We start from the raw sequence: 26,213 nt of genomic DNA on the forward strand, positions 1-26,213 counted from the left end.
GCTATATTTGGCCCACTGCGCTGTCGGGTCGTCGCGCCGGGAGTTTCGCGACCCCGGCCGGGCAACCCGGAGAAGACTTTTCACGACGAGTTGGGGGGATTTCGCATGACCGATCTCTCGGTCGAAACAGATGCTGTCACGGCTTTCGCCGCGACCAATTCCGTAGTGGCCGCCGATGTCGCCTCGGCGGGCATCACCGACGCGGCAGGCAACGTCGCCGCGATGACGCCGGTGTTCGGCCTGATCGGCGCCGATTATCTGGCGATGTTCGCGGCCGCGCAGGCGTTGCAGGCCAAGGACATCAACGATCTGTCGGCCAAGTTCAGTTCGCTCTCCGATGCCGCCTTCAAGACGTCGGTGACCCTGGAGACCAGCGATCTGTCCCGCGCCGCCGACATCGCGCGCCAGTCGGCCGGTCTCGGAGGTGGAGCATGAAGCCGCTGAGCGCCGACGCGGGCGTCATCACGCCCGACACCGCCCTGGCCACCGCCGATGCCGCCACCCAGTCCACGTTGGCCACCCTGCCGGTCGACTACGCCGATCAGGCCATCCTCGACGTACCGCTGATGCAGGTGCCCGAGGACGTCGACGAGCCGATCTTCACCCTGGCCCAGAAGATCACCGACGAGACCCAGGCCGCGGGCACGCTGCCCACCGCCGGGCTTTCCGGACTGTCCGGGCTGACCGACGGTTCGGTCGACGCCCAGGACATCCTCTCCGGTGTCGCCGACGACGCGGCCACCGCCTTCGGCGACGCGCAGACCTCGATCGACGCGCTCGTCGCGCCGGTGCTGTCCAACGCGCAGACGGTGTTCGACCAGGCCAAGAGCGCGCTGTCGGGCGCCACCGGCGGCACGACCCCCGCCAGCACCTCGGCCGCCACCACCACGCAGAGCGAAGATCCGGTCGCCGCCCTGCTGAGCGGCCTGTCGCTGCCCGAGCTGCCCGGCATCGAGTCGCTGTTCGATCCGATCCTGTCGCTGCTGGAGAGCTTCGGTACCGGGCTGTTCGACTCGATCGACCCCACCTCGATCCTGAGCAGTTCCTCGGCGATGATCGAGCAGGCCATGAGCCTGGCCCAGGGTGGGGTGAAAACGGTCCAGCAGCTGTGGGAGGGCGAGTCCTCCGACGCGGCGACCACCGCCAGCCAGCAGGCGCAGACCGAGGGCGGAGAGACCAGCCAGCGTGGTTTCGATATCGCCGCGCTCACCCAGCAGGCCGCGGCCGTCGTCCAGTCGGGCAACGCGCAGCTGTCCAGCATCGCCACCACCTTCGCCGCCCAGGCGGCCGCGCTGGCCCCGACGATCATGCTGCCGCCGACCCAGGCCACCCTCATCGGCCTGGCCACCGAGCACCTCGGTGAGGCGGTCACCGTGGTCAACGTGACCCGCGGCCAATTGGCCGGGCACACCGCCGAACTCAGCGGTGTCGTGCAGCAGATCGCCGCGCAGAGCGGGCTGCCCTCCCCGGAGGAAGCGCTCACCGCGGTCTCGGAGAACATCGGCGAGCCGCTGCTCACCCAGGCCGAGGAAGCGCTCACCGGCACCGACGACTCCACCCTGGCCGCGACCACGACCAGCCCCGGCACCACCACTACCCCGGGCACCACGCCCTCGGGCCTCGGCACGGGTGGTTCGACCGGCAGTCCCGGCGGGACCGGCGGCTCGCTGGGTGCGCTCGGCGTCGCCGGCGGCCCCAACGGCACCGGTGGCAGTGCAGGCACGCCGAGTTCGGGCACGCCCAAGTCGGCAGGTGTCCCCGGCGCGGCTGTCCCCGGTACCGCCCGCGGCATGACCACCGGACTGGGCGGTCTGGGCGGCAACACCACGGCAGCGAGCACCAGCGGGTCCAACTTCATGGGCGGTGGCAGCGGCGCGGGCGCAGGCGCGGGTCAGCGTGGCGGCACCGACGAGGAACACGGCCGTACCGTCACCCCGTACCAGAGCCGGACCGGCAACGACGATCTCACCGGCCCGCTCGGTGAGTCCACGCCCGATGTCATCGGCGCGGTCCACGAGGACGAGCGCGAGGCCGACGAAGACCGGTTCTGAGCGGCGGGTTCGTCGGCGGTCCGGAGACCGCCGACGAACCCGTGCTCAGCTCTAGAAGGTGCTCAGCTCTAGAAGGTGCTCAGCTCTAGAAGGTGCTCAGCTCTTGAAAGCGTCGACAAGCTTCTTGCAGAGGTCGGCGAACCGCTTGCGCGCGGCCTGCTGGTCGCCGTCGAGCCCCTCGGTGGCACCGGGGGAGTAGACCACCAGATGTACCTCGCCGGCCGGATCGTCGGGCATCAGGTCGATGATCTGGGTGCCCTTGCCGTCACCGGCCGGGATGCCGAAATCGACCTCGGCGAGCGCGGTGATCTCGTCGCGGGCCGCCGCGATCACCTCGGGTGCGACCGTGCCGGTCACCTTCTTCGGCTCGGTCTCGGGCTTGCGATCCTTGCTCACCACGTCGGGCCTGTGCACGGCCGCGCCGTCGGCGAACACCTGCAGGACCGGCCGCAGGTCGGTGCGCTGGGACCAGCCGTCCGGAATCGTCGTCAGGCTGACCAGCGGTAGCGGCGCCGGGTCGGCGTGCGCGGCGGCACTCATCCCCGGCAGCGCGAGCGCGCAGACGAGCAGTCCGGTCATGGTCAAGCGCATGGGTTCCCCTCGATCGGAAGACAGTGTGTCGGTGTCGCGTTCGGGGGTCAGCGTAGCCCGGGCGGGTTGTTCAGGTCACCCGCGGAATAGGTGTCACACGAGGACACCGCGCCGGTGCGGTAGCCGGCCAGGAACCACTTCTGGCGCTGCTCGGAGGATCCGTGCGTCCACGACTCGGGGTTGACCCCGCGCCCGGCCGCACGCTGGATCCGATCGTCACCGACGGCATTGGCGGCCGAGAGAGCGTCGCGGATGTCGTTGTCCGACAGCGGCTTCAGGAACGGCTGACTGCTGCCCGGGGCGGGCTGCTTGTCGGCGAAATGGGCCCAGATCCCGGCGTAGCAGTCGGCCTGCAGTTCGGTGCGGACAGCGCCGGACTGCGCGCCCTTCGGATCGCGCTGGGCGCGGCCGATGTCGCCGAGCTGATTCTGGATGTGGTGGCCGACCTCGTGCGCGACGACGTACTCCTGGGCCAGCGGGCCCGCGCTGGCGCCGAAGCGGTCGGTGAGCTCCTGGAAGAAACTGGTGTCGAAGTAGGCGGTCTGGTCGGCCGGGCAGTAGAACGGGCCGACGTCGCTGGTGGCATTGCCGCACCCGGTGCTGACCGCGCCGGAGAACAGCACCAGCCTCGGCTCCACGTACCGGGTGCCGGTCTGCTTCGGCAGTTCCTGCGACCACACCCCGTCGAGGCTCTGCGCGGTCGCCACCACCCGGCAGTCGACGTACTTGTTGGCGTCGGCGCCGGTCTTGCAGTGTGCCGGAGTGCCGGCGGTGCCCGCCGCACCGGCCTGCTGCTCGGTCTGCGCGCCGGTGAAGCTGCCCAGCACCGAGCCGGGATCGCCACCGATCAGCAGCGTGATCACCAGCAGGATCAGGCCGCCCGCGCCGCCACCGATCGCGAGTTTGCCGCCCGTGCCGGGACCGCCGCCCGAGGATGCCCGTCCGGGATCGATCTGCATACCTTCGTTGAAGGTCATCGCCGTACTCGCCTTCGCTCGGTTGTCCAGCAGGCCACCAGCATGATTCGCCGTCGGCGGGCGGCGGACGGCGGGCAGGTGTCACAAGCTTGACACGGTGAGCCGGATATCGGTTTTCACTCCGCGAACGTGTCTCACTACGATGGCAGTGCACCTGGTCTTCTCCGCCGGTGCGACACGTCGTCGAAAGGAATACCGTGCTGCGCACCCACTTGGCTGGTTCGCTGCGAAGCGAGCACGCCGGTCAGACCGTCACCCTCACCGGCTGGGTGGCCCGGCGTCGTGACCACGGTGGCGTGATCTTCATCGATCTGCGCGATGCCTCCGGTGTCGCGCAGGCCGTGTTCCGCGAGGGCGAGGCGGCCGAGCAGGCCCACAAGCTGCGCGCGGAGTACGTCGTGCAGATCACCGGTGTGGTGGAGCAGCGGCCCGACGGCAACGAGAACCCGGAGCTGCCGACCGGGCAGATCGAGGTCGACGTCAAGGAACTGGTCGTGCTCAACGAGAGCGCGCCGCTGCCGTTCCAGCTCGACGAGACCCCCGGCGACGAGGCCCGCCTCAAGTACCGCTACCTCGACCTGCGCCGCGAGGGCCCCGCGCACGCCATCCGGCTGCGCTCCAAGGTCAACGCCGCCGCGCGCGAGGTGCTGGCCCGCCACGAGTTCGTCGAGGTGGAGACCCCCACGCTCACCCGCTCGACCCCCGAGGGCGCCCGCGACTTCCTGGTGCCCGCGCGGCTGCAGCCGGGCAGCTTCTACGCCCTGCCGCAGAGCCCGCAGCTGTTCAAGCAGCTGCTGATGGTCAGCGGTATCGAGCGCTACTTCCAGATCGCGCGCTGCTACCGCGACGAGGACTTCCGCGCCGACCGGCAGCCCGAGTTCACCCAGCTCGACATCGAGATGAGCTTCGTGCGCCAGGAGGACGTGATCCTGCTGGCCGAGGACGTGCTCGCCGCATTGTGGAGCCTGGTCGGCTACGAGATCCAGACCCCGATCCCGCACATGACCTACGCCGAGGCCATGCGCCGCTTCGGTTCCGACAAGCCCGACCTGCGCTTCGGTGTCGAAATCACCGAGTGCACCGAGTTCTTCGCGCAGACCCCGTTCCGGGTGTTCCAGGCCGAGTACGTGGGCGCGGTCGTGATGCCCGGTGGCGCGAGCCAGCCGCGTCGCCAGCTCGACGCCTGGCAGGACTGGGCCAAGCAGCGCGGCGCCAAGGGCCTGGCCTACATCCTGGTCAACGAAGACGGCACCCTCGGCGGCCCGGTCGCCAAGAACCTGTCCGATGCCGAGCGCGAGGGCCTCGCCAAGCATGTCGGTGCCGAGCCGGGCGACTGCGTCTTCTTCGCCGCGGGCGCCACCAAGGCACAGCGCGCGCTGCTGGGCGCGGCGCGCGGCGAGATCGCCCGCAAATGCGACCTCATCGACCCGAACGCCTGGGCTTTCGTCTGGATCGTCGACGCCCCGATGTTCGAGCCGACCGCCGACGCCACCGCCGGCGGTGACGTGGCCCTGGGCTACTCGGCCTGGACCGCGGTGCACCACGCTTTCACCTCGCCCAAGCCGGAGTCGATCGACACCTTCGACACCGACCCGGGTGCCGCGCTGGCCTACGCCTACGACATCGTCTGCAACGGCAACGAGATCGGTGGCGGTTCGATCCGTATCCACCGCCGGGACGTGCAGGAACGCGTGTTCCAGGTGATGGGCATCGATCACGACGAGGCCCAGGAGAAGTTCGGCTTCCTGCTCGACGCCTTCTCCTACGGCGCACCGCCGCACGGCGGCATCGCCTTCGGCTGGGACCGCATCACCGCGCTGCTGGCCGGCGAGGACTCCATCCGCGAGGTCATCGCCTTCCCGAAGACCGGCGGCGGCGTCGACCCGCTCACCGACGCGCCGGCGCCGATCACCGCGCAGCAGCGCAAGGAGGCGGGCATCGACGCCAAGCCCGAGGTCAAGGCCGACGGCAAGGCCGCCGCGCCGAAGACCGCCGCCGCCGAGAAGTAGCGCGGTTTTCGCAGTGGCCGGTACCTTCTGGTCAGCTCGCCGTCGTCACGGCGACTCGACCAGGAGGCTCCGGTGCTGCACCTGCGTGTCATCAGCCCGTCCCAGCGCACCGACGAGCTGGTGCGGATGCTCGAAGCCGACCCCGGCGTCACCCATCTGACGGTGGCGCGCGGGGTCGCGCTCGATCCGGTGGGCGATCTGGTCCAGGCCGACGTGGCCCGCGAGGGCGCCAACAAGGTGCTCGCCGATGTGAAGGCGCTCGGCATGGTCGAACACGGCGGTATCACCCTCGGTCCGGTCACCACGGTGCTCTCCGATGCCGCCGACCGGGCGGTGCGGGCCGCGCCCGGCGATCCCACCGACGCGGTGGTCTGGGAACAGCTGATCAAGGAGACGCACGAGGAAGCCTCGCTCAACGCCACCTTCGTCGCGTTCCTGACCATCGCCTGCCTGCTGGCCTCGGTCGGCGTCGCGACGAACTCGCCGGTCACCATCGTGGGCGCGATGGTGGTCGGCCCGGAGTTCGGTCCGTTGGCGGCGCTGTCGGTGGCCCTGGTGCGGCGCAACTGGCGGCTGGCCCGGCGGTCGGTGATCGCGCTGGCGGTGGCGTTCCCGGTGGCGATGGTGATCACCCTGTTCGCGACGCTGATCTGGGAACGGTTCGGCTGGATCACCACCGAGGGTGTGATCGACGCGCACAATGTCGACTTCATCTACGAGGTGGGACCGTTTTCCCTGGTCGTGGCCCTGCTGGCGGGTGCGGCCGGCATGCTCTCGCTGGTGACGGCGAAATCGGCGGCGCTGATCGGGGTGTTCATCTCGGTCACCACCGTGCCCGCCGCCGGTTACGCGGTGGTGGCCGCGGCCATCGGCCAGTGGCACCGGGCCTTCGAGTCAGTCGGGCAGCTCGCGGTCAACCTGCTCGGCATCGTCGTGGCCGGGGTGCTCGTGCTGGAGCTGCGTCCACGCGCGGGCAACGAGGCCGGGCCGCTGCACCGGTTCCAGCGGGCGATCGGGATGCGCACGCCGTTCGACCGGTGAGGTTCAGATGCGCGCCACCGGGCCCGCGGTGAGCATCCGGTAGCCGTAGGTGACCGCGACGGCGCAGACCGGACCGGCCACGAACAGCCCGAAACCGCACAGTGCGAGACCCACCAGGGTCACCAGGGTGATCGTCAGCGCCAGCAGCAAGGCGGCCCACAGATTGGCGATCACCAGCTGCGCGCTGGCCTTGATCGCCTCGACCGGACCGTAGTCCTGGTCGATCACGAAGTGCATCGAGAACATGCACAGGAAGCCGACGATCAGGCCGGGCAGCAGGCACAGCGCGGCGGCGATCAGGGTCGCGGCGAAGGCCAGCAGCGCGGTCAGCAGGACATTGCCCGCGTTCACGAATCGGAAGAACGAGCCGAATGCCGGTGGGTAGCCGTCGGTTTCGTAGAGCGCGCCGCGCACCATCACCGCCTGCAGCAGCCACAGCGCGACCAGCACGATCAGGAACAGGAACAGCACCGTGAACAGCGAAGTGGGCTCGAAGATCTGGACGACGGCCAGGAACGCGAGATAGATGAGCACACCGACGCCGGTGACCCCCAGCCACGGACCGGGGTTGGCGCGGAACCGCTCCCAGCCGTAGCTCAGTGATCGGCCGACATCGAGGGCTTGTGCTCCCGAATGGTAGTAACCCGGCGGCTGCCCGGCCGAACCGCCCGACACGCCGGGCGCGGGTGCGGCGGCATAGGCGCCGCTGTCCGGTTTCGCCTGGGCTGCGGGGTAACCGGGACCGGTGCCGGCCGGACCGTACTGCGGTGCCGGTCCGCTCGCGCCGGCTATCGGGGGCGCGGGCTCGACCGGCTCGTTGCCGTATTGCGCGGCGCCGGGGCCCTCGAACTGCGGATAGCCTGCGCCACCGGCCATTCCGTGCCTGCTGTGACCGCTGCCCGCGCCCGGGGGAGCACCCTGGCCGGGCGGGGTGGGGGGTGGTCCGGCGAACTGTCCGCCACCGCCGGGAACGGGCGACCCACCGGGGGAATCGCTCGATGCGGCGTACGGTGTGTCGGTCACTGTGATAGACCTTTCGACTCAACCGGTTTGCGGTGTGGCGCACAGCAGTTGACGATGAGAAAACCTGACAACCGTCGAGTGTGTCAAGCGAACAGGCACACTCGCGCAACCTCGGCGCCAACACGCCGAGCGACGCGGAAAGGTTGTGCAACCGCTCGCTAGAAGTGACCAGGTACGAGTAGCTTGAGAGGCGATGACCGCACTATTGGCCGAACGCGCCGCCGACGTCGTGTCCGCAGCACAACAGTTGCTCACAAAGCGAATGGGTGCTCCGGTGAAGCTGAGCGATCCGATGGAGCTCAGTGGCAGTGGTAGGACGACAGTCCTACGCGTGCGTGTTGCGGAAAACGCATTTTCGTTGCCGCGCACGCTGATCGTGAAACAGGTGCGCGGCTCCGCTCAGGACCGCCGCACCGGCGGCATGGCGCCCGGAGTCGCCAGCATCGATGCGGCATTCCTGCGGGAGGCGGTGTCCTACCAGTTCACGACGGCGCTGAGCCGCGAACAGCGGCCGGGCGCCTTCCTGATCGCGCACAGTGTTCCCGATCGTTTGCTGGTGCTGTCGGATCTGGGCGACAACGCGCTGCTCACCTCGGTGCTGCGGGCCAGGGTCGAGCCGGGTACCCGCAACGCGCTGATGGCCTTCGCCCAGGCGCTGGGCCGGATGCACGCCGCGACCGTCGGGCGCGAACCCGACTTCGTCGCGCTCATGCGCCGGGTCGATTCGGTGCATCGCGTCGACGGCATCGCCCAGCAGGCCCAGGCCGCGATCGCCGAGGTGCCTGGTCTGCTCCGGACCGAACTCGGCATCGAGGTCCCCGGCGAGATCGCCGAGCGCATCGTGCACGGCAACCGCCTGTTCACCGGCGGCCGGTACCGCGCGTTCAGCCCGTCGGACCTGTGCCCGGACAACGTGATCATGAACGACGAGGGCGCGCGGTTCCTCGACTACGAGTGGGGCGGTTTCCGCGACGCCACCCTCGACATCGCGTACGCGCTGGTCTCGTTCCCCGGCTGCCTGTGCGATTTCGAGCTCTCGCGCAGCCGGGCCAGGGAGATGGTCGAGGCCTGGCGTTCGGCGGTGGTCGGGGTCTGGCCCTCGCTGGCCGACGACGCCGTGCTGGCCGAACGGATACTCGAGGCGCGGCTGATCTGGGTCTGGCTGTCGACCTACTGGTTCCTGCCCGCCGATCACACCCGCATCGCCACCGCCCGCGAGCACGGCCTGTCGGTGCCGCGTTCGGAGGCGTTGATCAACCGCTGGTCGGCGCTGGCCGAGGACGCGCGGGTCACCGGCGACGACGCGGTCGGCGACTTCGCCGAACAGGTCTCGGCCATGCTCGAGGAACGCTGGGCGGAATAGGAGCAGCCCACTTTCCGGCGCGACGGGAGTAGCGTCGGCGGATGTCGGATCATCCGAGGAGTTGGGAGCAGGCGTGCCGAAACCGGTCAGCGTCACCGTCGTCCGCAAGCAGTGGTTGACCCCGCACCTGGTGCGGGTGGTCGGCACCGTCGATCCGTCGGAGTTCGTCCCGAACGGATTCACCGACGCCTACGTGAAATTGATCTTCCCGGTGCCCGGGGTCGAGTATCCCGAGCCGTTCGATCTCGACGCCGTCCGGGCGACGCTGAGACCGGAGAGCCAGCCGGTGCTGCGCACCTACACCGTCCGGTCCTATGCCGCCGGCACCGGCGAGATCAGCATCGATTTCGTGGTGCACGGTGCCGAGGGTGTCGCGGGCCCGTGGGCCGGGTCGGTCGAACCCGGCGAGCGGTTCCTGCTGTTCGGCCCCGGCGGTGCCTTCGCGCCCGACCCGGCGGCCGACTGGTTCCTGTTCGCCGGCGACGAATCGGCGCTGCCCGCCATCGCGGCCGGGCTGGCCGAGCTGCCCGCCGGTGCGCCCGCGGAGGTGTTCGTCGAGGTCGGTGGCCCCGACGACGAGATCGCCCTGGACACCCCCGCCGACCTGCGGTTGCACTGGGTGCATCGTGGCGCGTCCGCCGATGCCATCCCCGACGAGCTGGCCGGTGCGAACGCACCCCTGGTCGCGGCGGTGCGGGCCGGCGACTGGCTGCCCGGCCAGGTGCAGGCGTTCGTGCACGGCGAGGCCGAGGCCGTGATGCGCAATCTGCGCCCGTACCTGCGCAAGGAACGCGCGGTCGCGCCGAAGTGGCTCTCGATCTCCGGATACTGGCGCCGCGGGCGGACCGAAGAGGGCTTCCGCGAATGGAAGCGCGAACTGGCCGCCGAGAGTTCGTGATCGGCGCTCAGCCGATCGGGGCGCCGCGCTGCTCGAGCCGTCCGCCCGCGGGAACCGCGAAGGACATGCCGTGGCGCACCCCGCTGCCCGGATCGGTGACATCGAGGACATAGAACCAGTCCATCTGCGCCTGCCCGGCCGTCACCTCGAGCACGCCGAAGCCGTGCGAGTCGAGTTCGACGTAACGCAGATGACGATTGGCCGTCTGGATCGCCGCCTCGGCGGCCACCGAGGCGGTCCGCGCGGGGACCTTCAGCAGATCGCCGACACTGGCGGAGGTCACCGACGGGACCACGAACTCCGCGCCTGCAGTCGGCCCGCCCGGGTAGTTCGCGGCATCCACCGGCAGGTCGGCGGCCCAGGAGGTGTGGATGTCGCCGGTGAGGAACACGACGTCACCGACCTGGTTGTCGGTGATCGCCGAGAACAGCGTGCGGCGGTCGGCGGTGTAGCCGTCCCACTGGTCGCCGTTGACGGTGATACCGCCCTGCGGCAGGCCGAGCGCGGCGGTGATCGCCTCGGTGGTGGCGGCTTCCAGCGGCGGGAAGACCAGCGGCGCGATCATCACCGAGTTGCCGACGAGCTTCCACCTGGCCGGTGAGGACACCAGACCCGCGGTGAGCCACTGCATCTGGGCGCGGCCGGTGATGGTGCGCGCCGGATCGTCGGCGACCCGCCAGCCCGCGCCCGGTCCCGCCTCCTCGTCGCGGTAGCTGCGCAGGTCCAGCATCGACAGCTCGGCCAGGGTGCCGAAGCGCAGCCGCCGGTAGATCTGCACCTGCCCGTCGGCGCGGGTCTCGCGCACCGGCATCCATTCGAGGTAGGCGCGCGTGGAGGCGGCTTTGCGGTCGGTCCACGCGCCCTGGGTGGCCGGATCGTGGTTCTCGGCGCCCTCACGCCAGGAGTTGTCGGCCGATTCGTGGTCGTCCCAGGTGCAGATGAACGGCAGCCGCGCGTGCAGGGCGGTCAGATCGGGATCGGTCTTGTACTGGCCGTGCCGGATCCGGTAGTCGGCCGGCGAGACGATCTCGTGCGCCGGATCGTGTCCGCGCACGGCACCGGTGCGGCCGGTGTACTCGCCGCGCGCGTACTCGTAGAGGTAGTCGCCGAGGTGCACGACCGCGTCGAGGTCGGTCCGCGCGGCCAGGTGCCGGTAGGCGCCGAACCAGCCCGCTTCCCAGTTCGCGCAGGAGACCAGGCCCAGCCGCAGCCGGTCGATCTCGGCGTCGGTGGCGGGCGCGGTGCGGGTGCGCCCGATCGGGGAGGTCTGGCCGAGCGTGGTGAAGCGGTAGTAGTACTCGGTGCCGGGGGTCAGGCCGGAGGCGTCGACCTTGACGGTGTGGTCGGATTCGGCCGAGGCGGTCACGGTGCCGGAGGCGGTGATGTCGCCGAAACCGGCGTCGGTGGCGATCTCCCAGCGGACCCCGGTCGCCGCGCCGAGCCCGGAGCCGGGGGTCGCGTCCTCGGCGACGGTCACCCGGGTCCAGAGGATCACCGCGCCGGGCAGCGGGTCACCGGAGGCGACGCCGTGGCGGAAGACGGAGTTCGCCGCGTGCGCGGGGGCGGCGGTGCCGAGGACCGCGACCGCCGCGACGGCCGTGCCGCCGGCGAACAGGGTGCGCCGGGCGAAGTGTCCGTGCGGCGGGGAAACGACGGTGCTGGAGTTGTCGGCCACGATGAGCGATCACAGCCCACCGCGGGCGCCGGCGCAAGTCGGCGGACCGAATATTGGTCAACTGCCCATTTTTTGCGTCGTCCGTCGCCGCGGCCGGGTCGGTCCGGCGGAGCTGTCCGACCCCGTCGGTACCCTGCTCGGTGTGAGCGAGAGTCTTTTCGACGTGCCCGGCGCGCACGCCGACCCCGAGCCCGGCGCCGACGCGATGATCCGTCGCGATCCGGGCGCGCCGCTCGCCGTCCGCATGCGCCCACGCACCCTCGACGAAGTGATCGGCCAGCAGCATCTGCTCGGTCCCGGCTCGCCGCTGCGCCGCCTGGTAGAGGGTTCGGGTGCGGCCTCGGTGCTGCTCTACGGGCCGCCCGGCACCGGCAAGACCACCCTCGCCTCGCTGCTGTCGCAGGCCACCGGCCGCCGGTTCGAAGCGCTCTCGGCGCTCTCGGCCGGGGTCAAGGAGGTGCGCGCGGTGATCGATCTGGCGCGCAGGCGGCTCTCGGCAGGTGAGCAGACCGTGCTGTTCATCGACGAGATCCACCGCTTCTCCAAGACCCAGCAGGACGCGCTGCTGGCCGCGGTGGAGAACCGGATCGTGCTGCTCGTCGGCGCGACCACCGAGAACCCGTCGTTCTCGGTGGTGTCCCCGCTGCTGTCGCGATCGCTGGTCCTGCAACTGCAATCGCTGACGCCCGAGGACATCAGGGCGGTGCTCGAGCGCGCGGTCACCGACGAGCGCGGACTGGCCGGCGCGGTCACTGTCGCCGACGACGCGCTCGACCACATCGTGCGCATCGCGGGCGGCGATGCCCGGCGGGCGCTGACCGCACTGGAGGCCTCCGCCGAATCGGCCGACGACGGCACCGTCGACCTCGAACTCGTCGAAGCCGCCGTCGACAAGGCCGCGGTGCGTTACGACCGCGCGGGCGACCAGCACTACGACGTGATCAGCGCGTTCATCAAATCCATCCGTGGCTCCGATGTCGACGCCGCCGTGCACTACCTGGCCCGCATGCTCGCCGCCGGCGAGGACCCGCGATTCATCGCGCGGCGCTTGATGATCCACGCCAGCGAGGACATCGGCATGGCCGATCCCACCGCCCTGCAGACCGCGACCGCCGCCGCCCAGGTGGTCCAGCTGGTCGGCCTGCCCGAATGCAAACTGGCCCTGGCCCAGGCCACCATCCACCTGGCCACCGCGCCCAAGTCCGGCGCGGTCACCTCGGCGATCGGCAAGGCGATGACCGATGTGTCGGCGGGCAAGGCCGGCGCCGTCCCGCCGTACCTGCGCGACGGGCACTACGCCGGGGCCGCCCGCCTCGGCAACGCCCAGGGCTACAAGTTCCCGCACGACGCCCGCGACGGCGTCGTCACCCAGCAGTATCCGCCCGACGAACTCGTCGGCACCGACTACTACGAGCCCACCGATCACGGCTACGAGCGTGAGGTGGGCCCCCGCGTCACCCGGCTGCGCCGGATCGTGCGTGGCAGGTGATCGTGGCAGTGGTGTGCGCCACCCCGGTCGATGAAAAACCACGTGCGCCGCACCGGTAAGCTGGGTATTTGTGCAGACCCACGAGATTCGCCGACGCTTCCTGGACCATTTCGTCCGCGCCGGACACACCGAGGTGCCCAGTGCCTCGCTGATCCTGGCCGACCCGAACCTGCTGTTCGTCAACGCGGGCATGGTCCAGTTCAAGCCGTATTTCCTGGGACAGGAAGCGCCGCCGTACTCGCGCGCGACCAGCGTGCAGAAGTGCGTGCGCACCGGTGACATCGACGAGGTCGGCGTGACCACCCGCCACAACACCTTCTTCCAGATGGCGGGCAATTTCTCCTTCGGCGACTACTTCAAGGAAGGCGCCATCACCCTGGCCTGGGAGCTGATCTCCCGGTCCCAGGAGGAGGGCGGCTTCGGTTTCGATCCCGAGCGGATCTGGGTCACCGCCTACGAGTCCGACCCGGAGGCCGCCGAGATCTGGCATCGCGTCGCCGGGATCCCGAAGGAGCGCGTCCAGTTCCGCGACGGCAAGGACAACTACTGGGACATGGGCGTACCCGGTCCCGGCGGTCCCTGTTCGGAGATCTACTACGACCGCGGCCCGGCCTACGGCAAGGAAGGCGGGCCCGTCGCCGACGAGGACCGCTACCTCGAGATCTGGAATCTCGTGTTCATGCAGGACATCCGCGGTGACCTGAGCCCCAAGCAGGGCCACCCGCCGATCGGCTCGCTGCCGCGCAAGAACATCGACACCGGCATGGGCGTCGAACGCGTCGCCATGCTGCTGCAGGGCGTGGAGAACGTCTACGAGACCGATCTGCTGCGCCCGATCATCGACAAGGCCGAGCAGCTCACCGGCCGCTCCTACGGCGTCGAGCATGCCGACGACGTGCGCTTCCGTGTGATCGCCGACCACGTCCGCAGCTCGGCCATGCTCATCGCCGACGGCGTGAACCCCGGCAACGACGGCCGCGGCTACGTGCTGCGCCGCCTGCTGCGCCGCATCGTGCGCTCGGCTCGCCTGCTCGGCGCCGAGAAGCCGGTGATGGCCGAGCTGATGAAGGTCGTCGCCGATCTGATGTCGCCGTCCTACCCCGAACTGGGCACCGACTTCTCCCGCATCGAGACCGTCGCGGTCGGCGAGGAGACCGCCTTCCGCAAGACCCTCGACACCGGGGAGACCCTCTTCGGTAACGCCGCCACCGCGGTGAAGTCCAAGGGCGGCAAGCAGATCGCGGGCTCGGACGCCTTCGCGCTGCACGACACCTACGGCTTCCCGATCGACCTCACCCTCGAAATGGCCGCCGAGGCAGGCCTTTCGGTGGACGAGGACGGCTTCCGCTCGCTCATGGCCGAGCAGCGCAAGCGCGCCAAGGACGACGCCCAGGCCCGCAAGCACGCGCACGCCGACCTGACCGTCTACAAGGAACTGGTCGACCGCGGCGCCACCGAGTTCACCGGCTTCGACGAGCTCACCTCCGAGGCGCACGTGCTGGCCCTGATCGCCGACGGCGTGCGGGTCCCGGTCGCGCAGGCGGGTTCCGATGTCGAGGTCATCCTCGACCGCAGCCCGATGTACGCCGAGTCCGGCGGCCAGATCGCCGACCGCGGCACCATCACCGCCGCCGGCCTGAAGCTGCGCGTCAACGATGTGCAGAAGATCGCCAAGAAGCTGTGGGTGCACAAGGCCACCGTCGAACAGGGCCAGATCACCGAGGGCGATGTCGTGCTCGCCCAGGCCGATCCGGCCTGGCGTCGCGGCGCCACCCAGGGCCACTCCGGCACGCACATGGTGCACGCCGCGCTGCGCCAGGTGCTCGGCCCCAACGCCGTGCAGGCCGGTTCGCTGAACAAGCCCGGCTACCTGCGCTTCGACTTCAACTGGCAGGGCGCGCTGTCGGAGCAGCAGAAGGCCGATATCGAGGCCGTCTCCAACGACGCCGTCGGTTCCGACTTCCCGGTGAACACCTTCGTCACCGATCTGCCCAAGGCCAAGAAAATGGGCGCCATGGCGCTGTTCGGCGAGAACTACGGCGACGAGGTGCGTGTCGTGGAGATCGGCGGCCCGTTCTCCATGGAGCTGTGCGGCGGCACGCACGTCGAGCATTCCTCGCAGATCGGCCCGATCACCGTGCTCGGTGAATCCTCGATCGGTTCCGGCGTGCGCCGCGTGGAGGCCTTCGTCGGCCTGGACTCCTACAAGTACCTGGCCAAGGAGCGCGCGCTGCTGGCCGGTGTCGCGTCCTCGCTGAAGGTGCCCTCCGACGAGGTGCCCGGTCGGGTGGAGCAGCTCGTGGAGCGGCTCAAGGTCGCCGAGAAGGAACTCGAGCGCACCAAGATCGCCGCGGTGCTGTCCTCGGCGGGCACCTTCGCCGACCAGGCCGAGCGGGTCGGCGCGATGCGCCTGGTCGCCGCCGCCGCGCCCCAGGGCGTCACGGCCGGTGATCTGCGCACCCTGGCCACCGACATCCGCGGCCGCCTCGGCAGCGATCCGGCGATCGTCGTGCTGCTGGGCGATGTCGACGGCAAGGCGCCGTTCGTGGTGACCGTCAACAAGGCCGCCCAGGACCTCGGCGTCAAGGCGGGCGATCTGGTGGCCAGCTTCGGCCCGAGCATCGCGGGCCGCGGCGGTGGCAAGCCGGAGATGGCGCAGGGCTCCGGCTCGGAGCCGGCGGGCATTCCCGCGGGCTTGACCGCGGTCCGCGCCCGGGTGGCCGAACTCGCCGGCTGATGAGCACCCCCGGTTCAGCCGACGACGACGCCGCTGATCGACCGGATCCGGCGACCGACCCCGGTCGGGGCCGCCGGATCGCCGTCGACGTCGGCAGTGTCCGCATCGGGGTCGCCGCCAGCGATCCCGACGGAATTCTCGCGACCCCGGTCGAGACCGTCGCGCGCGCCAAATCCGGGCGCGCGGGCGGTCCGCCCACCGATATCGCGAGAATTGCCGAGATTGTGCGGGAGTACGAAGCGGTCGAGGTGATCATCGGGTTGCCACGCACCCTGCGAGGGGAAAACGGCACGGCAGCGGGGATTGCCCGCAAGTTTGCCCGGCAGTTGCGCCGGGTGATCGACCCGATTCCGATACGCCTTTCCGACGAACGTTTGACTACGGTGTCTGCTGCACGTGCGCTGCGCGACAGCGGAGTTCGCGCACGTGGCCAGCGGCAGATGATCGACCAGGCGGCAGCCGTATCGATCCTGCAAGGATGGTTGGACGAGCGGAGTTCGGTGTTGAAGGACGCAGAGACGACGAATGCGGTCGGAGATGATGCATGACCGACCGATGGGCCAGGGCCGAGGAACGCTACCGGGCGCGGGAAGCTGATCGGCGCTACCCCCGGCGCGACGACTGGGGTCTGGATGCCCGCACCGCGCGCGAAGAGGAGCAGCAGCCCGCGGGGCCGGCCGGCTGGGACGACGAGGACGGTACCGACGTCATCCCACGCTACGAGGACGAGCCCTACGACGAGCCGGAGCCGGAACCGGTCGCTCCACCGCGGCGCGTCCGCGAGCGCGCCGCGCCCGCGAACCGCAAACCTCGCGACAAGCCCGGCGAGAAGCCGCGGGCGAAAACCGGCGAGAAGCCACGCGAGGGTGCTCGCGCGCGCCCGGCGTCGGGCCGCAACAGCAAGCGGTCGCGGATCGCCTCGCGTAAAGCGGCCGAGCGCAAACGGCGCCGCCGCAATGTGTGGCTGATCACCGGACTGCTCATGGTGCTGGTCGTGGCGGGCGCCGGCTACGCCGGCTACAAGCTGATCGGCAGCCTCAACCCGGCCGAGGACTTCGCCGGCCCGCCCGGCGCCCTGGTCATCGTGCAGGTGCACAACGGTGACACCGCGACGCAGATCGCCGAGGCCATGTACGAGCGCGGCGTGGTCGCCAGCACCCAGGCGTTCTACCAGGCGGCCGTGCAGAACACGGGGATGAACAGCGTGCAGCCCGGGTACTACGCGATCGGGGTGAACAGCCCGGCCGCCGACGCCGTCACCGCGCTGGTCGGTGGGAAGGCGCGCGTCGGCAATGTGACCGTCTCCGAGGGCCGGCTGCTGCACGACAAGCACGACGCGAGTACCGGCGGCCGCTACGACGGCATCTACCGCAAGATCGCCGACGCCAGCTGCTACGGCACCGAGAAGAAGTGCGTCACCTACGAACAGCTCGACGCCGCGGGCGCGAGCATGGACCTGGCCGCGCTCGGCGTGCCGCAATGGGCGATGGACGGGGTGCGCGCGTCCCCGGACCGCAACAGGCAGCTCGAGGGCCTGATCGCGGCGGGCACCTGGGACTTCGACCCGAGCGGCACCCCGGCGCAGATCCTGCACCAGCTGGTGACCGCGAGTGTGCAGCGCTACGAATCGACCGGCCTGCTGCAGTCCGGCCTGAACACGCGGCTCTCCCCGTACGAGACGCTGGTCGCGGCCTCGCTGGTGGAACGTGAAGCCAAGCCGCAGGACATGAGCAAGGTCGCCAGGGTGATCGTGAACCGGCTCGAGGTCGATCAGATGCTGCAGTTCGACTCGACGGTGAACTACACCCTCGACACCACCGAGGTGGCCACCACCAACGCCGACCGCGCCACGGAAACCGCCTGGAACACCTACGCGATGTACGGCCTGCCGGTGACCCCGATCGCCGCACCGTCGCTGGAGGCGGTGAAGGCGATGGAGAATCCGGAGCCAGGGGAGTGGCTGTACTTCGTCACCGTCGACAAGGAGGGCACCACCCTGTTCACCGACGACTACCAGGAGCACCTGCAGCTGGTCGCGCAGGCGCAGCGCAGTGGCATCCTCGACAGCTCCCGGCCCTACGGTGGCTGAGCAGCGCAAGGCCGCGGTACTCGGTCAGCCGATCGCGCACTCGCGGTCGCCGCAGCTGCACCTGGCCGCCTACCGCGCGCTCGGCCTGGACTGGAGCTACGAGCGCATCGAGTGCTCGGCCGAGCGGTTGCCCGGGTTGGTCGACGGACTCGGCCCGGAGTGGGTCGGACTGTCGGTGACGATGCCGGGCAAGGAAGCCGCCCTGGCCCGCGCGGACGTGCGCACCGACCGGGCCGTGCTGGTCGGCTCGGCCAACACGCTGGTGCGGACCGAGGCGGGCTGGCTGGCCGACTGCACCGATGTCGACGGCGTGCTCGGCGCGCTGCGCGGCGGCGGTGTCGACCGGCTGCGCGAAGCCGTGGTGCTCGGCGCGGGCGGCACCGCGCGGCCCGCGCTGCTGGCCCTGTCGGAACTGGGCGCGGCGTCGGTGACCGTGGTCGCGCGTGACGCAGGCCGGGCCCGCGACGCGCTCGACCTCGCCGAGCGGCTGGGGATGGCGGTGTCGGCGATCGGCTTCGACGCGGATGCGCTCGCCGCCGTGTGCGCGCGGGCGGGCGCGGTGGTCAGCACGATTCCCGCGAGCGCCGCGGCCGCGGTCGCCGGCCCGGTGGCGGCGGCTCCGGTGGTCCTCGACGCGATCTACAACCCCTGGCCGACCCCGCTGGCCGAGGCCGTGGCGGCGGCCGGGCACACGGTGGTGAGCGGTCTGCAGATGCTGGTCAACCAGGCCTATCGGCAGGTCGAGTTGTTCACCGGACAGCCCGCGCCGCGTGCGGCGATGGTGGCGGCGCTCGCGGAGTCCCTTCCCTAGCACCGAACCCCGGATTACCCTGTAGCTCAACACAATCTACGGGAGGGGTCGACTCGTGATCGGTCGAGTAGTAGGGGTCGCCGTATTGTCTGTCGCCGCGTCCGGGCTCGTTGCCGGCGCGCCGGCGGTGGCTCGAGCCGGGTGTGCCTCGGCGCAGCCGACGTGGGGGTTCGTCTGTGTGGCGGCGGCGTCGAATGGCTCGATGGCGAACTGCCTGAAGAACCGGCCGCTGTGGAATGATCGGGCGCAGTGCGTCGCGCGCACCGACGGCAGCGGCCGCTACGACATGTGGATACCGTCCTGATCCGCAGAATTGATACCGGTTCTAGTTTTGGCGAGCTAAGGTGTTGCCCATGAGCGCTTGGGTGTTACGAGCCGTCGGTCTCGGCGCGTTGGTCGTCGCGTTGCGGGTCCTGCTCGGATTCGCGATGGCGGTATTGCCGACCTACGGCATGGTGTGGCGCGCCGCCTGCCTGCTCGCGATCGTGTCCGTCGCGGTCCTCTGGGGTATGCGGGACGCGCGTTCCGACGCCGACGACCTGACGGTGCGCTGGCTGGCCGCCGGCTTCGGGGCGGGGCTGGGCAGCAGCGCGGTGTGCTGGGTGCTCGATCAGGTCCCGCGCGTCGAGCTCGGTGACGCGGGCGCGCTGTTCGAGCTGACCTCGGCCGCCTCGTTCATCATGCTGCTGGTGTTCCTGCCGTCGATGGCCGGCGTCGCCTTCGGCCGTGCCCGTTCGCGCCGTGCCACCGGCACCGCCGCGCCGGCCACCGAACCGGTGCTGGCCGCGGCCAACTGACGAGTCGAGCGATCGTGCCCCGGCGAAGGAATTCGCCGGGGTACTCTGCGTCTCAGAGCAGGATCGCACCGCCCGCGGTGCCCTCGCGAGCGATCGCCGAGTACGCGGCCGCCAGCAGCGACGGATCGGGCCCTTCCAGCCGGCCCGGCTTGGCCAGACCGTCGAGCACCACGAAACGCAGCACACCCGAGCGGGTCTTCTTGTCGGTCTGCATCGCGTCCATCAGCTGGGGCAGCGCGTCGCCGTCATAGCTGACCGGCAGGCCGACGCTCTCCAGGATGGTGCGGTGCCGGTCGGCGGTGGCGTCGTCGAGACGCCCGGCCAGCCGGCCCAGTTCGGCCGCGAACACCAGGCCGACCGACACCGCGGCGCCGTGGCGCCACCGGTAACGCTCGCGCCGCTCCACGGCGTGGCCGAGGGTGTGTCCGTAGTTGAGGATCTCGCGCAGGCTCGATTCCTTGAGGTCGGCGGCGACCACGTCGGCCTTGACCTGGATGGCCCGGCGTACCAGTTCGGGCAGCACGTCCCCGGTGGGATCGAGGGCGGCTTCGGGATCGCGTTCGATCAGGTCGAGGATGACCGGGTCGGCGATGAAACCGGCCTTGATGATCTCGGCCATGCCCGCGACGATCTCGTTGCGCGGCACCGTCTCCAGCGTGACCAGGTCGACCAGTACCGCGCTGGGCTCGTGGAAGCTGCCGACGAGGTTCTTGCCCGCCTCGGTGTTGATGCCGGTCTTGCCACCGACCGCCGCGTCGACCATCGCCAGCAGCGTGGTCGGCACGTGCACGATGCGCACGCCACGCATCCAGGTCGCGGCGACGAAACCGGCCAGGTCGGTGGCCGCGCCGCCGCCCAGGCTCACGATGGCGTCGTTGCGGGTCAGCCCGATCCGGCCGAGCACTTCCCAGCAGAATCCGGCAACGGCCAGGTCCTTGCCGTCCTCGGCATCGGGGATCTCGATGCGGTGCGCGTCGACCCCGGTCTCGGCCAGCGCCGTGCGGACCGCCTCGGCGGTCTCGGCCAGCGGCGGCTGGTGGAAGATCGCCACCGTCCGCACGGCATTGCCCGCGGTGACGGACTCGACGAGGTCGCCGAGCAGCCCGCGGCCGATGATCACCGGGTACGGGTCGGCGGTGCGGACCTGGATGGTGGTCGGCTCGTTCACGTGCGCTGCTCCGATTCTTTCTGGTCGGTGGTGGGGCGTCGGCCGCGTCGCCGCGGCTTGGTGCGTCGGGTGCGGTCGCTCGGCGCGGCCGTACGGTCCGGGGTCGGCTGGCTCGCCCCGGTGCGGTGACCGGCCGGCTCCGGCGTGCCGGTGCCGGTGGTCGCCGGGGCGGCCGGGCTCGCCGCGGAGCCGCGGTCGCCCGGTGTGGCAGTGCGATTGGCGGCCTCGCGGTTCGCCGCGGCCGTCCGGATGCGGGCGCCACCGCGGCGCGACCTGGTCCGGCGGGACCGGCGGGAGCCGGCCGTGCGCTGCTCGCCCTGGCCGGACCGCGCGGTCGCGCCCTGGGCGTCGGTGCCGGACTCCGATCGTGCCGCGCCGCCACGGTGCCGGCCGGTATCGCCGGTCGCGGCCGGGTCGACGGTTTTCGGTTGCTCGGCGCCCGCGCGTCGCGCGGCCGCGGCCCGTGCCCTCGACTGGCGCCGGACCCGGGACCGATTGCTGCCGCTGCCGGGCCTGCTGGTCACCGAACCCGAAGCGGCAGCGGCGTTTCCGCTCCGGCGCTGCGGGTCGAGGTCGGTGCGCACCGATTCGAGTCCGAGCTTGGCCAGGATCATCCGCACCACCCGGCCCGGGCTGCGCCCATCGGTACGCACCCGCACCGTGGCGACCTCCTTGTACAGCGGCCGCCGGAGATTCATCAGCTCGCGGTACTTGGCGGCGGGGTCGGCGCCGTTGAGCAGCGGCCGGGCATTGCTCGACCCGGTGCGCCGAAGTCCTTCGCCGATACTGATTTCCAGGTACACCACGGTCGCCCCGCGCAGCACCGCGCGAGTCCGGTCGGACAGTACCGAGCCGCCGCCGAGGGAGACGACGCCCTCGTGTTCGAGCACAGCCCGGCGCACGACCTGCTCCTCGATCCGGCGGAACTCCGGTTCGCCGTCGGTGGCGAAGATCTCCGGGATGCTGCGCCCGGTGTCGGCCTCGATCCCGGCATCGGTGTCGTAGAGCTCGACGCCCAGTTCCCTGGCGAGTTTGCGCCCGATCGTGGACTTCCCGGAGCCGGGCGGACCGACCAGTACCACCCGCGCGCGCGGCACGTTCGCGACCGCGTCGGTCGCGGTGTCGGCAGCGGGGTCGACGGTCGTCGGCGGGGGGCCCGCGTCATCCTGCGCGGCCCCCTGCTGCCCCGGCCCGGTCACGACGTACGGCTGTCCGCGGGCACGTGCGGGCGGTTGCCGATCCGCTTGACGTAACTGGTGATGTTGTCGACGGTCTCGGCCACCGAATCGCCGCCGAACTTCTCCAGCGCGGCCTGCGCCAGCACCAGCGCCACCATCGATTCCGCGACCACCGCGGCCGCGGGCACCGCGCACACATCCGAGCGCTGGTGGATGGCGACGGCTTCCTCGCCGCTGGACATGTCGACGGTCGACAGCGCGCGCGGCACCGTCGAGATCGGCTTCATCGCCGCGCGCACACGCAGCGCCTCGCCGTTGGTCATGCCGCCTTCCAGGCCACCGGCCCGGTTGGTCGAACGCAGCACCCCGTCGGGGCCGGGACGCATCTCGTCGTGGGCCTGGCTGCCACGCCGGCGCGCGGTCTCGAAACCGTCGCCGACCTCGACACCCTTGATCGCCTGAATACCCATGAGGGCGGCGGCCAGGCGCGAGTCGAGGCGCTGCTCGCCACTGGTGAACGAACCGAGCCCGATGGGCAGGCCGTCCACGATGACCTCCACGACGCCACCGAGGGTGTCGCCGTCCTTCTTGGCGGCCTCGATCTCGGCGATCATCGCCGCCTCGGCGCCGGCGTCGAACGCACGGACCGGGCTGGCGTCGATGGCGTCGAGATCGCCGGGTGCCGGGGTGACACCGGTGGTGTTCGCGGCGGTGCCGATCGACACCACGTGCGAGATGACCTCCACACCGAAGGCCTGCCGCAGGAAGTTGCGGGCCACGGTGCCCGCGGCCACCCGGGCCGCGGTCTCGCGCGCGCTGGCGCGCTCGAGCACCGGCCGGGCGTCGTCGAAGCCGTACTTGAGCATCCCGGAGTAGTCGGCGTGCCCGGGACGCGGGCGTGTCAGCGGCGCATTGCGCGCCATCCCGGCCAGTTCGGTCTCGTCGATCGGGTCGGCCGACATCACCTCGGTCCACTTGGGCCACTCGGAGTTGGCGACCTCGATCGCGACCGGACCACCCATGGTGCGGCCGTGGCGCACGCCACCGACCAGGGTGACCTTGTCGGCCTCGAACTTCATCCGGGCGCCGCGCCCGTAGCCGAGCCTGCGGCGCGCGAGCTGTGCGGAGACATCGTCCGATGTCACCTCGACTCCGGCGACCATCCCTTCCAGGAGGGCGACGAGAGCGGGACCATGGGATTCTCCGGCAGTTATCCAGCGCAACACGCCGACCATCTTCCCACGTCGACGCGCGTAGGCGGGCACGTGGTCCGACGTGACGAGCGGCACGTCCACGGTGCACCGGGCCGCGCGGTGGCGTCCACCGCCCCGATCTCGCCGCGCCGAGCAGGTCCGCGGCCCGGCCGGAGTGTCCGGATCAGCGTCTCCGCGGCCTCGGCGCGTCGCGGCCCCGGTCATGTCAGCGCCATCGCCGAGACGGTGGCCAGACACATCGCGGGCCCGTGCGGCACCAGCCTGCCCGGCCGGATCCCGCGCGCGCCGTCGACGGCGCGACCCAGCGCGGTCCGCAGCCACTGCCTGCCCAGTATCGCGGCGGCGGCGAGCCCGGTGAGCACCGGCGCCGCGCACGCGGCCCAGGTCCACGCCGGTGGCCCGGCCAGGGCCGCGGCGGCGCCCAGCGCGACGGCCAGTTTCACGTCCCCGGCGCCGAGGGCCGCGGGGGAGAGCAGATGCGTCACCAGATACGGCATCGTCAGCAGCGCGGCGCCGATCACGGCGGTGGCGAGCTGCCCGGTGTACCCGGCATAGAGGAAGACGGCGGCGGCGCCGGCACCGGTGAGTGCGTTCGGCAGCCGGCGGGCATGGATATCGATGACGCCCAGCAGCAAACACCAGGCGACGAGCAGGCAGTACGCGGCAGTTGTCATGCCTCGATCGTGCTGGCCGGCGCTCCGCAGATCGACCCCCTGCACCGCGATTGTGGACAACTTTCGGTGTTGTGGACAGACCGGTCTCCAGTTTCGCGCGCCCGGCGTGCCCCGCCGTGGCGGAATCTGCCGCGTTCGGTGCCGACGTGTCGCGGGTCGAGCGGTAGCGTTGACCCATGTGTGCTGATTACCCGGGCCCCGACCATGCCGCGCGGCGCGGCGCCCTGCGGAGCCTGCTGGTGGAGAACGGAGTCGACGCGCTGCTGGTGACCGATCTGGTCAACGTCCGCTACCTGACCGGCTTCACCGGCTCCAACGCCGTCCTGGTGGTGCACGCCTGGGACATGCGGGGCGCCGAGGACCGCACCGTCCTGGGCACCGACGGCCGCTACTCCGCGCAGGTCGCCGCGCAGGTGCCGGATCTGCAGGCCGAGATCTCCCGCGCGACCGCGCGCCGCATCCTCGAACTGGCCGGGGAGTGGCAGCTGGGCCGGGTCGGTTTCGAGAGTCATATCGTCACCGTCGAGCAGCACAAGTCCTTCCAGGAGCAGCGGACCGGGCTGCAACTGGTCCCCACCTCCGGGCTGGTCGAGCAGCTGCGCATGGTCAAGGACCACTACGAGGTCGCCCAGTTGCGCGCGGCCTGCGCCGCCGCCGACGCCGGCCTGGCCACCCTGCTCGAGCGCGGCCTCATCCGCCCCGGCCGCACCGAACGTCAGGTCGCCCGCGACCTGGAATGGGCGATGTTCGACCACGGCGCCGAGGCGATCTCGTTCGAGACGATCGTCGCCGCGGGCGCCAACTCCGCCGTCCCGCACCACCGGCCCACCGGCGCCGTGCTGTCCGCCGGTGACTTCGTCAAACTCGACTTCGGCGCCGTCGTCGACGGCTACCACTCCGATATGACCAGGACCCTGGTCCTGGGCACGCCCACCGACTGGCAGCGCGAGATCTACGACCTGGTCGAGCAGTCGCAGCGGGCCGGTCGCGCGGCGCTCGCGCCGGGTGTGGACACCGCCGCGGTGGACGCCGCGGCCCGATCGGTGATCGATGCCGCCGGCTACGGCCCGCAGTTCGTGCACGGGCTCGGGCACGGGGTCGGTCTGCAGATCCACGAAGCGCCGGGAGTGGCGAAAACCAGTACCGGTACACTTCTTGCTGGCGTGGCGGTGACCGTCGAACCTGGTGTGTACCTTCCCGGCCGCGGCGGGGTCCGGATCGAGGACACGCTCGTGGTGCGTGAAGGGGGCCCGGAACTGCTCACCCTCACCACCAAGGACCTGACCGTCGTCGACTGACGCCGGTCGCACCCAGACCGCAGCAGTAAACGAACGAGGAGATCCGAGGACAGTGGCGGACACCAGCGACTTCAAGAACGGCCTTGTGCTGAAGATCGACGGTCAGCTCCAGCAGATCGTCGAATTCCAGCACGTGAAGCCGGGCAAAGGCCCCGCGTTCGTGCGGACCAAGCTGAAGAACGTCGTGTCCGGCAAGGTCGTCGACAAGACCTTCAACGCGGGCGTCAAGGTCGAGACCGCGACCGTCGACCGTCGCGACATGACCTACCTGTACCACGACGGCACCGACTACATCTTCATGGACGGTGACACCTACGACCAGATCTCCATCGCGGAGGCCACTATCGGCGACGGTGCGCGCTTCCTGCTGGAGAACATGGGCGTGCAGGTGGCCGTGCACGAGGACGCGCCGCTGTTCGTCGAGCTGCCGGTCACCATCGAGCTCGTGGTGCAGCACACCGACATCGGCCTGCAGGGCGACCGCTCCACCGGCGGCACCAAGCCCGCCACCCTGGAGACCGGCGCCGAGGTGCAGGTCCCGCTGTTCATCAACACCGGTGACAAGCTGAAGATCGACTCGCGCGACGGCAGCTACCTCGGCCGCGTCAACGCCTGATCGTGACGGACTCCTCGGCAGACAAGAAGGGCTCGTTCAAGAAGCTCGGCGCGCGCCACAAAGCGCGCCGTCGCGCCGTCGACCTGCTGTTCGAAGCGGAGGCGCGCGACGTCGACGTCTCCGACCTGCTCGCCGAGCGTGCCGAGCTCGCGACCCACGACCAGAGCGTGGCTCCCGTGCACACCTACACCGGCACCCTCGTCGAGGGCGTCGCCGACGATCTCGACCGGGTCGACGGCACCATCGAGTCGTATCTGCAGGACTGGACCCTGTCGCGGCTGCCCGCCGTCGACCGGGCGATCCTGCGGATCGCGGTGTGGGAGCTGTTCCATGCCACCGATGTGCCGCCGGTCGTCGCGGTCGACGAGGCGGTGGAGCTGGCCAAGGAGCTGTCCACCGACGACTCGCCGTCGTTCGTGAACGGTGTGCTCGGCCAGGTCGTGCAGGTCGCGCCGCAGGTCCGCGCCGCGGCAGCCGCCACCCGGGCCCCGCGCCCGGAACCGGAGGCCTGAGC

At 70.7% G+C, this 26,213-nt stretch carries 22 protein-coding genes and 1 pseudogene; 15 read left to right on the plus strand and 8 right to left on the minus strand.

The features are described 5' to 3' along the window. Positions 1-105: 105 nt before the first annotated feature. Both ACFXK0_RS16300 and ACFXK0_RS16305 read left to right on the plus strand, forming a co-directional pair. Positions 106-435, plus strand: coding sequence for a type VII secretion target (locus tag ACFXK0_RS16300; RefSeq protein WP_379411087.1), 330 nt, complete (start codon positions 106-108; stop codon positions 433-435). Then, on the plus strand, positions 432-2,051 hold the full coding sequence (locus ACFXK0_RS16305; protein ID WP_379411088.1) for a hypothetical protein: 1,620 nt from the start codon (positions 432-434) through the stop codon (positions 2,049-2,051). The genes ACFXK0_RS16300 and ACFXK0_RS16305 overlap by 4 nt, the downstream gene beginning before the upstream one ends. A gap of 96 nt (positions 2,052-2,147) precedes the next feature. Here the strand turns inward: ACFXK0_RS16305 and ACFXK0_RS16310 are convergent, their stop codons facing one another. Continuing rightward, on the minus strand, positions 2,148-2,642 hold the full coding sequence (locus tag ACFXK0_RS16310) for a hypothetical protein (protein ID WP_379411089.1): 495 nt from the start codon (positions 2,640-2,642) through the stop codon (positions 2,148-2,150). A 47-nt stretch (positions 2,643-2,689) separates the two neighbouring features. Next, entirely contained in the window at positions 2,690-3,619 is a 930-nt protein-coding gene (locus tag ACFXK0_RS16315; protein ID WP_379411090.1) for a neutral zinc metallopeptidase, read from the minus strand. 197 nt (positions 3,620-3,816) lie between these two features. Here ACFXK0_RS16315 and aspS point away from each other — a divergent pair, with 197 nt between their 5' ends. Both aspS and ACFXK0_RS16325 read left to right on the plus strand, forming a co-directional pair. Continuing rightward, the gene (gene aspS / locus ACFXK0_RS16320; protein WP_379411091.1) at positions 3,817-5,628 is read left to right on the plus strand and encodes an aspartate--tRNA ligase; all 1,812 of its coding nucleotides are present in this window, start codon (positions 3,817-3,819) and stop codon (positions 5,626-5,628) included. A gap of 72 nt (positions 5,629-5,700) precedes the next feature. Continuing rightward, positions 5,701-6,669, plus strand: coding sequence for a DUF389 domain-containing protein (locus ACFXK0_RS16325; protein ID WP_379411092.1), 969 nt, complete (start codon positions 5,701-5,703; stop codon positions 6,667-6,669). Between the two features lie 3 nt (positions 6,670-6,672). On the opposite strand, the gene ACFXK0_RS16330 is transcribed toward ACFXK0_RS16325, so the two are convergent. Beyond that, positions 6,673-7,692, minus strand: a complete 1,020-nt coding sequence (locus ACFXK0_RS16330; RefSeq protein ID WP_379411093.1) for a hypothetical protein — start codon at positions 7,690-7,692, stop codon at positions 6,673-6,675. Positions 7,693-7,885: 193 nt separating this feature from the next. On the opposite strand from ACFXK0_RS16330, the gene ACFXK0_RS16335 reads away from it, so the two are divergent. Beyond that, the gene (locus ACFXK0_RS16335; protein ID WP_379411094.1) at positions 7,886-9,055 is read left to right on the plus strand and encodes a phosphotransferase family protein; all 1,170 of its coding nucleotides are present in this window, start codon (positions 7,886-7,888) and stop codon (positions 9,053-9,055) included. A 73-nt stretch (positions 9,056-9,128) separates the two neighbouring features. Then, positions 9,129-9,953 (plus strand): siderophore-interacting protein, encoded by an 825-nt coding sequence (locus ACFXK0_RS16340; protein WP_379411095.1) that lies wholly within the window; start codon positions 9,129-9,131, stop codon positions 9,951-9,953. Between the two features lie 7 nt (positions 9,954-9,960). Here the strand turns inward: ACFXK0_RS16340 and ACFXK0_RS16345 are convergent, their stop codons facing one another. Continuing rightward, positions 9,961-11,628 carry an alkaline phosphatase D family protein gene (locus ACFXK0_RS16345; protein ID WP_379411096.1) on the minus strand — a complete coding sequence of 556 codons (1,668 nt, stop codon included), beginning with the start codon at positions 11,626-11,628 and terminating at the stop codon, positions 9,961-9,963. A 142-nt stretch (positions 11,629-11,770) separates the two neighbouring features. On the opposite strand from ACFXK0_RS16345, the gene ACFXK0_RS16350 reads away from it, so the two are divergent. From ACFXK0_RS16350 to ACFXK0_RS16375, 6 genes are all read left to right on the plus strand, one after another. Further along, positions 11,771-13,117 carry a replication-associated recombination protein A gene (locus ACFXK0_RS16350; protein ID WP_379411097.1) on the plus strand — a complete coding sequence of 449 codons (1,347 nt, stop codon included), beginning with the start codon at positions 11,771-11,773 and terminating at the stop codon, positions 13,115-13,117. A gap of 70 nt (positions 13,118-13,187) precedes the next feature. After that, positions 13,188-15,854 (plus strand): alanine--tRNA ligase, encoded by a 2,667-nt coding sequence (alaS, locus tag ACFXK0_RS16355; RefSeq protein ID WP_379411099.1) that lies wholly within the window; start codon positions 13,188-13,190, stop codon positions 15,852-15,854. Continuing rightward, on the plus strand, positions 15,854-16,402 hold the full coding sequence (ruvX, locus tag ACFXK0_RS16360) for a Holliday junction resolvase RuvX (RefSeq protein ID WP_379411101.1): 549 nt from the start codon (positions 15,854-15,856) through the stop codon (positions 16,400-16,402). The genes alaS and ruvX overlap by 1 nt, the downstream gene beginning before the upstream one ends. Continuing rightward, positions 16,399-17,943: an endolytic transglycosylase MltG gene (gene mltG, locus ACFXK0_RS16365; RefSeq protein WP_379411103.1), complete on the plus strand. Its 1,545-nt coding sequence runs from the start codon at positions 16,399-16,401 to the stop codon at positions 17,941-17,943. The genes ruvX and mltG overlap by 4 nt, the downstream gene beginning before the upstream one ends. Beyond that, positions 17,936-18,754: a shikimate dehydrogenase gene (locus tag ACFXK0_RS16370; protein WP_379411105.1), complete on the plus strand. Its 819-nt coding sequence runs from the start codon at positions 17,936-17,938 to the stop codon at positions 18,752-18,754. The genes mltG and ACFXK0_RS16370 overlap by 8 nt, the downstream gene beginning before the upstream one ends. 353 nt (positions 18,755-19,107) lie before the next feature. After that, the gene (locus ACFXK0_RS16375; RefSeq protein WP_379411106.1) at positions 19,108-19,551 is read left to right on the plus strand and encodes a B-4DMT family transporter; all 444 of its coding nucleotides are present in this window, start codon (positions 19,108-19,110) and stop codon (positions 19,549-19,551) included. 52 nt (positions 19,552-19,603) lie between these two features. Here ACFXK0_RS16375 and aroB read toward each other — a convergent pair whose 3' ends face one another. The 4 genes and pseudogenes from aroB to ACFXK0_RS16395 form a co-directional block, all read right to left on the minus strand. Next, positions 19,604-20,719, minus strand: a complete 1,116-nt coding sequence (gene aroB / locus ACFXK0_RS16380) for a 3-dehydroquinate synthase (RefSeq protein ID WP_379411107.1) — start codon at positions 20,717-20,719, stop codon at positions 19,604-19,606. 446 nt (positions 20,720-21,165) lie between these two features. Then, positions 21,166-21,816 (minus strand): annotated as a pseudogene (locus ACFXK0_RS16385) (shikimate kinase); the annotation flags it as partial. Positions 21,817-21,914: 98 nt separating this feature from the next. After that, positions 21,915-23,123 (minus strand): chorismate synthase, encoded by a 1,209-nt coding sequence (gene aroC, locus ACFXK0_RS16390; RefSeq protein ID WP_379411108.1) that lies wholly within the window; start codon positions 23,121-23,123, stop codon positions 21,915-21,917. Between the two features lie 188 nt (positions 23,124-23,311). After that, positions 23,312-23,785, minus strand: a complete 474-nt coding sequence (locus tag ACFXK0_RS16395; RefSeq protein ID WP_379411109.1) for a prepilin peptidase — start codon at positions 23,783-23,785, stop codon at positions 23,312-23,314. Positions 23,786-23,961: 176 nt separating this feature from the next. On the opposite strand from ACFXK0_RS16395, the gene ACFXK0_RS16400 reads away from it, so the two are divergent. Genes ACFXK0_RS16400 through nusB form a run of 3 tightly spaced genes read left to right on the plus strand, consistent with a single transcriptional unit; the run spans position 23,962 to position 26,211 of the window. Beyond that, positions 23,962-25,083, plus strand: a complete 1,122-nt coding sequence (locus ACFXK0_RS16400; protein WP_379411110.1) for a M24 family metallopeptidase — start codon at positions 23,962-23,964, stop codon at positions 25,081-25,083. A 52-nt stretch (positions 25,084-25,135) separates the two neighbouring features. Further along, a complete protein-coding gene (efp, locus tag ACFXK0_RS16405; RefSeq protein ID WP_302870843.1) occupies positions 25,136-25,699 on the plus strand; it encodes an elongation factor P in 564 nt (187 codons plus the stop codon). 2 nt (positions 25,700-25,701) lie between these two features. Then, entirely contained in the window at positions 25,702-26,211 is a 510-nt protein-coding gene (gene nusB, locus ACFXK0_RS16410) for a transcription antitermination factor NusB (RefSeq protein ID WP_379411113.1), read from the plus strand. The last annotated feature ends 2 nt before the right edge of the window (positions 26,212-26,213 follow it).

Origin of the sequence: Nocardia sp. NPDC059177, from assembly GCF_042755165.1 — a bacterium.
Lineage (GTDB): Bacteria > Actinomycetota > Actinomycetes > Mycobacteriales > Mycobacteriaceae > Nocardia.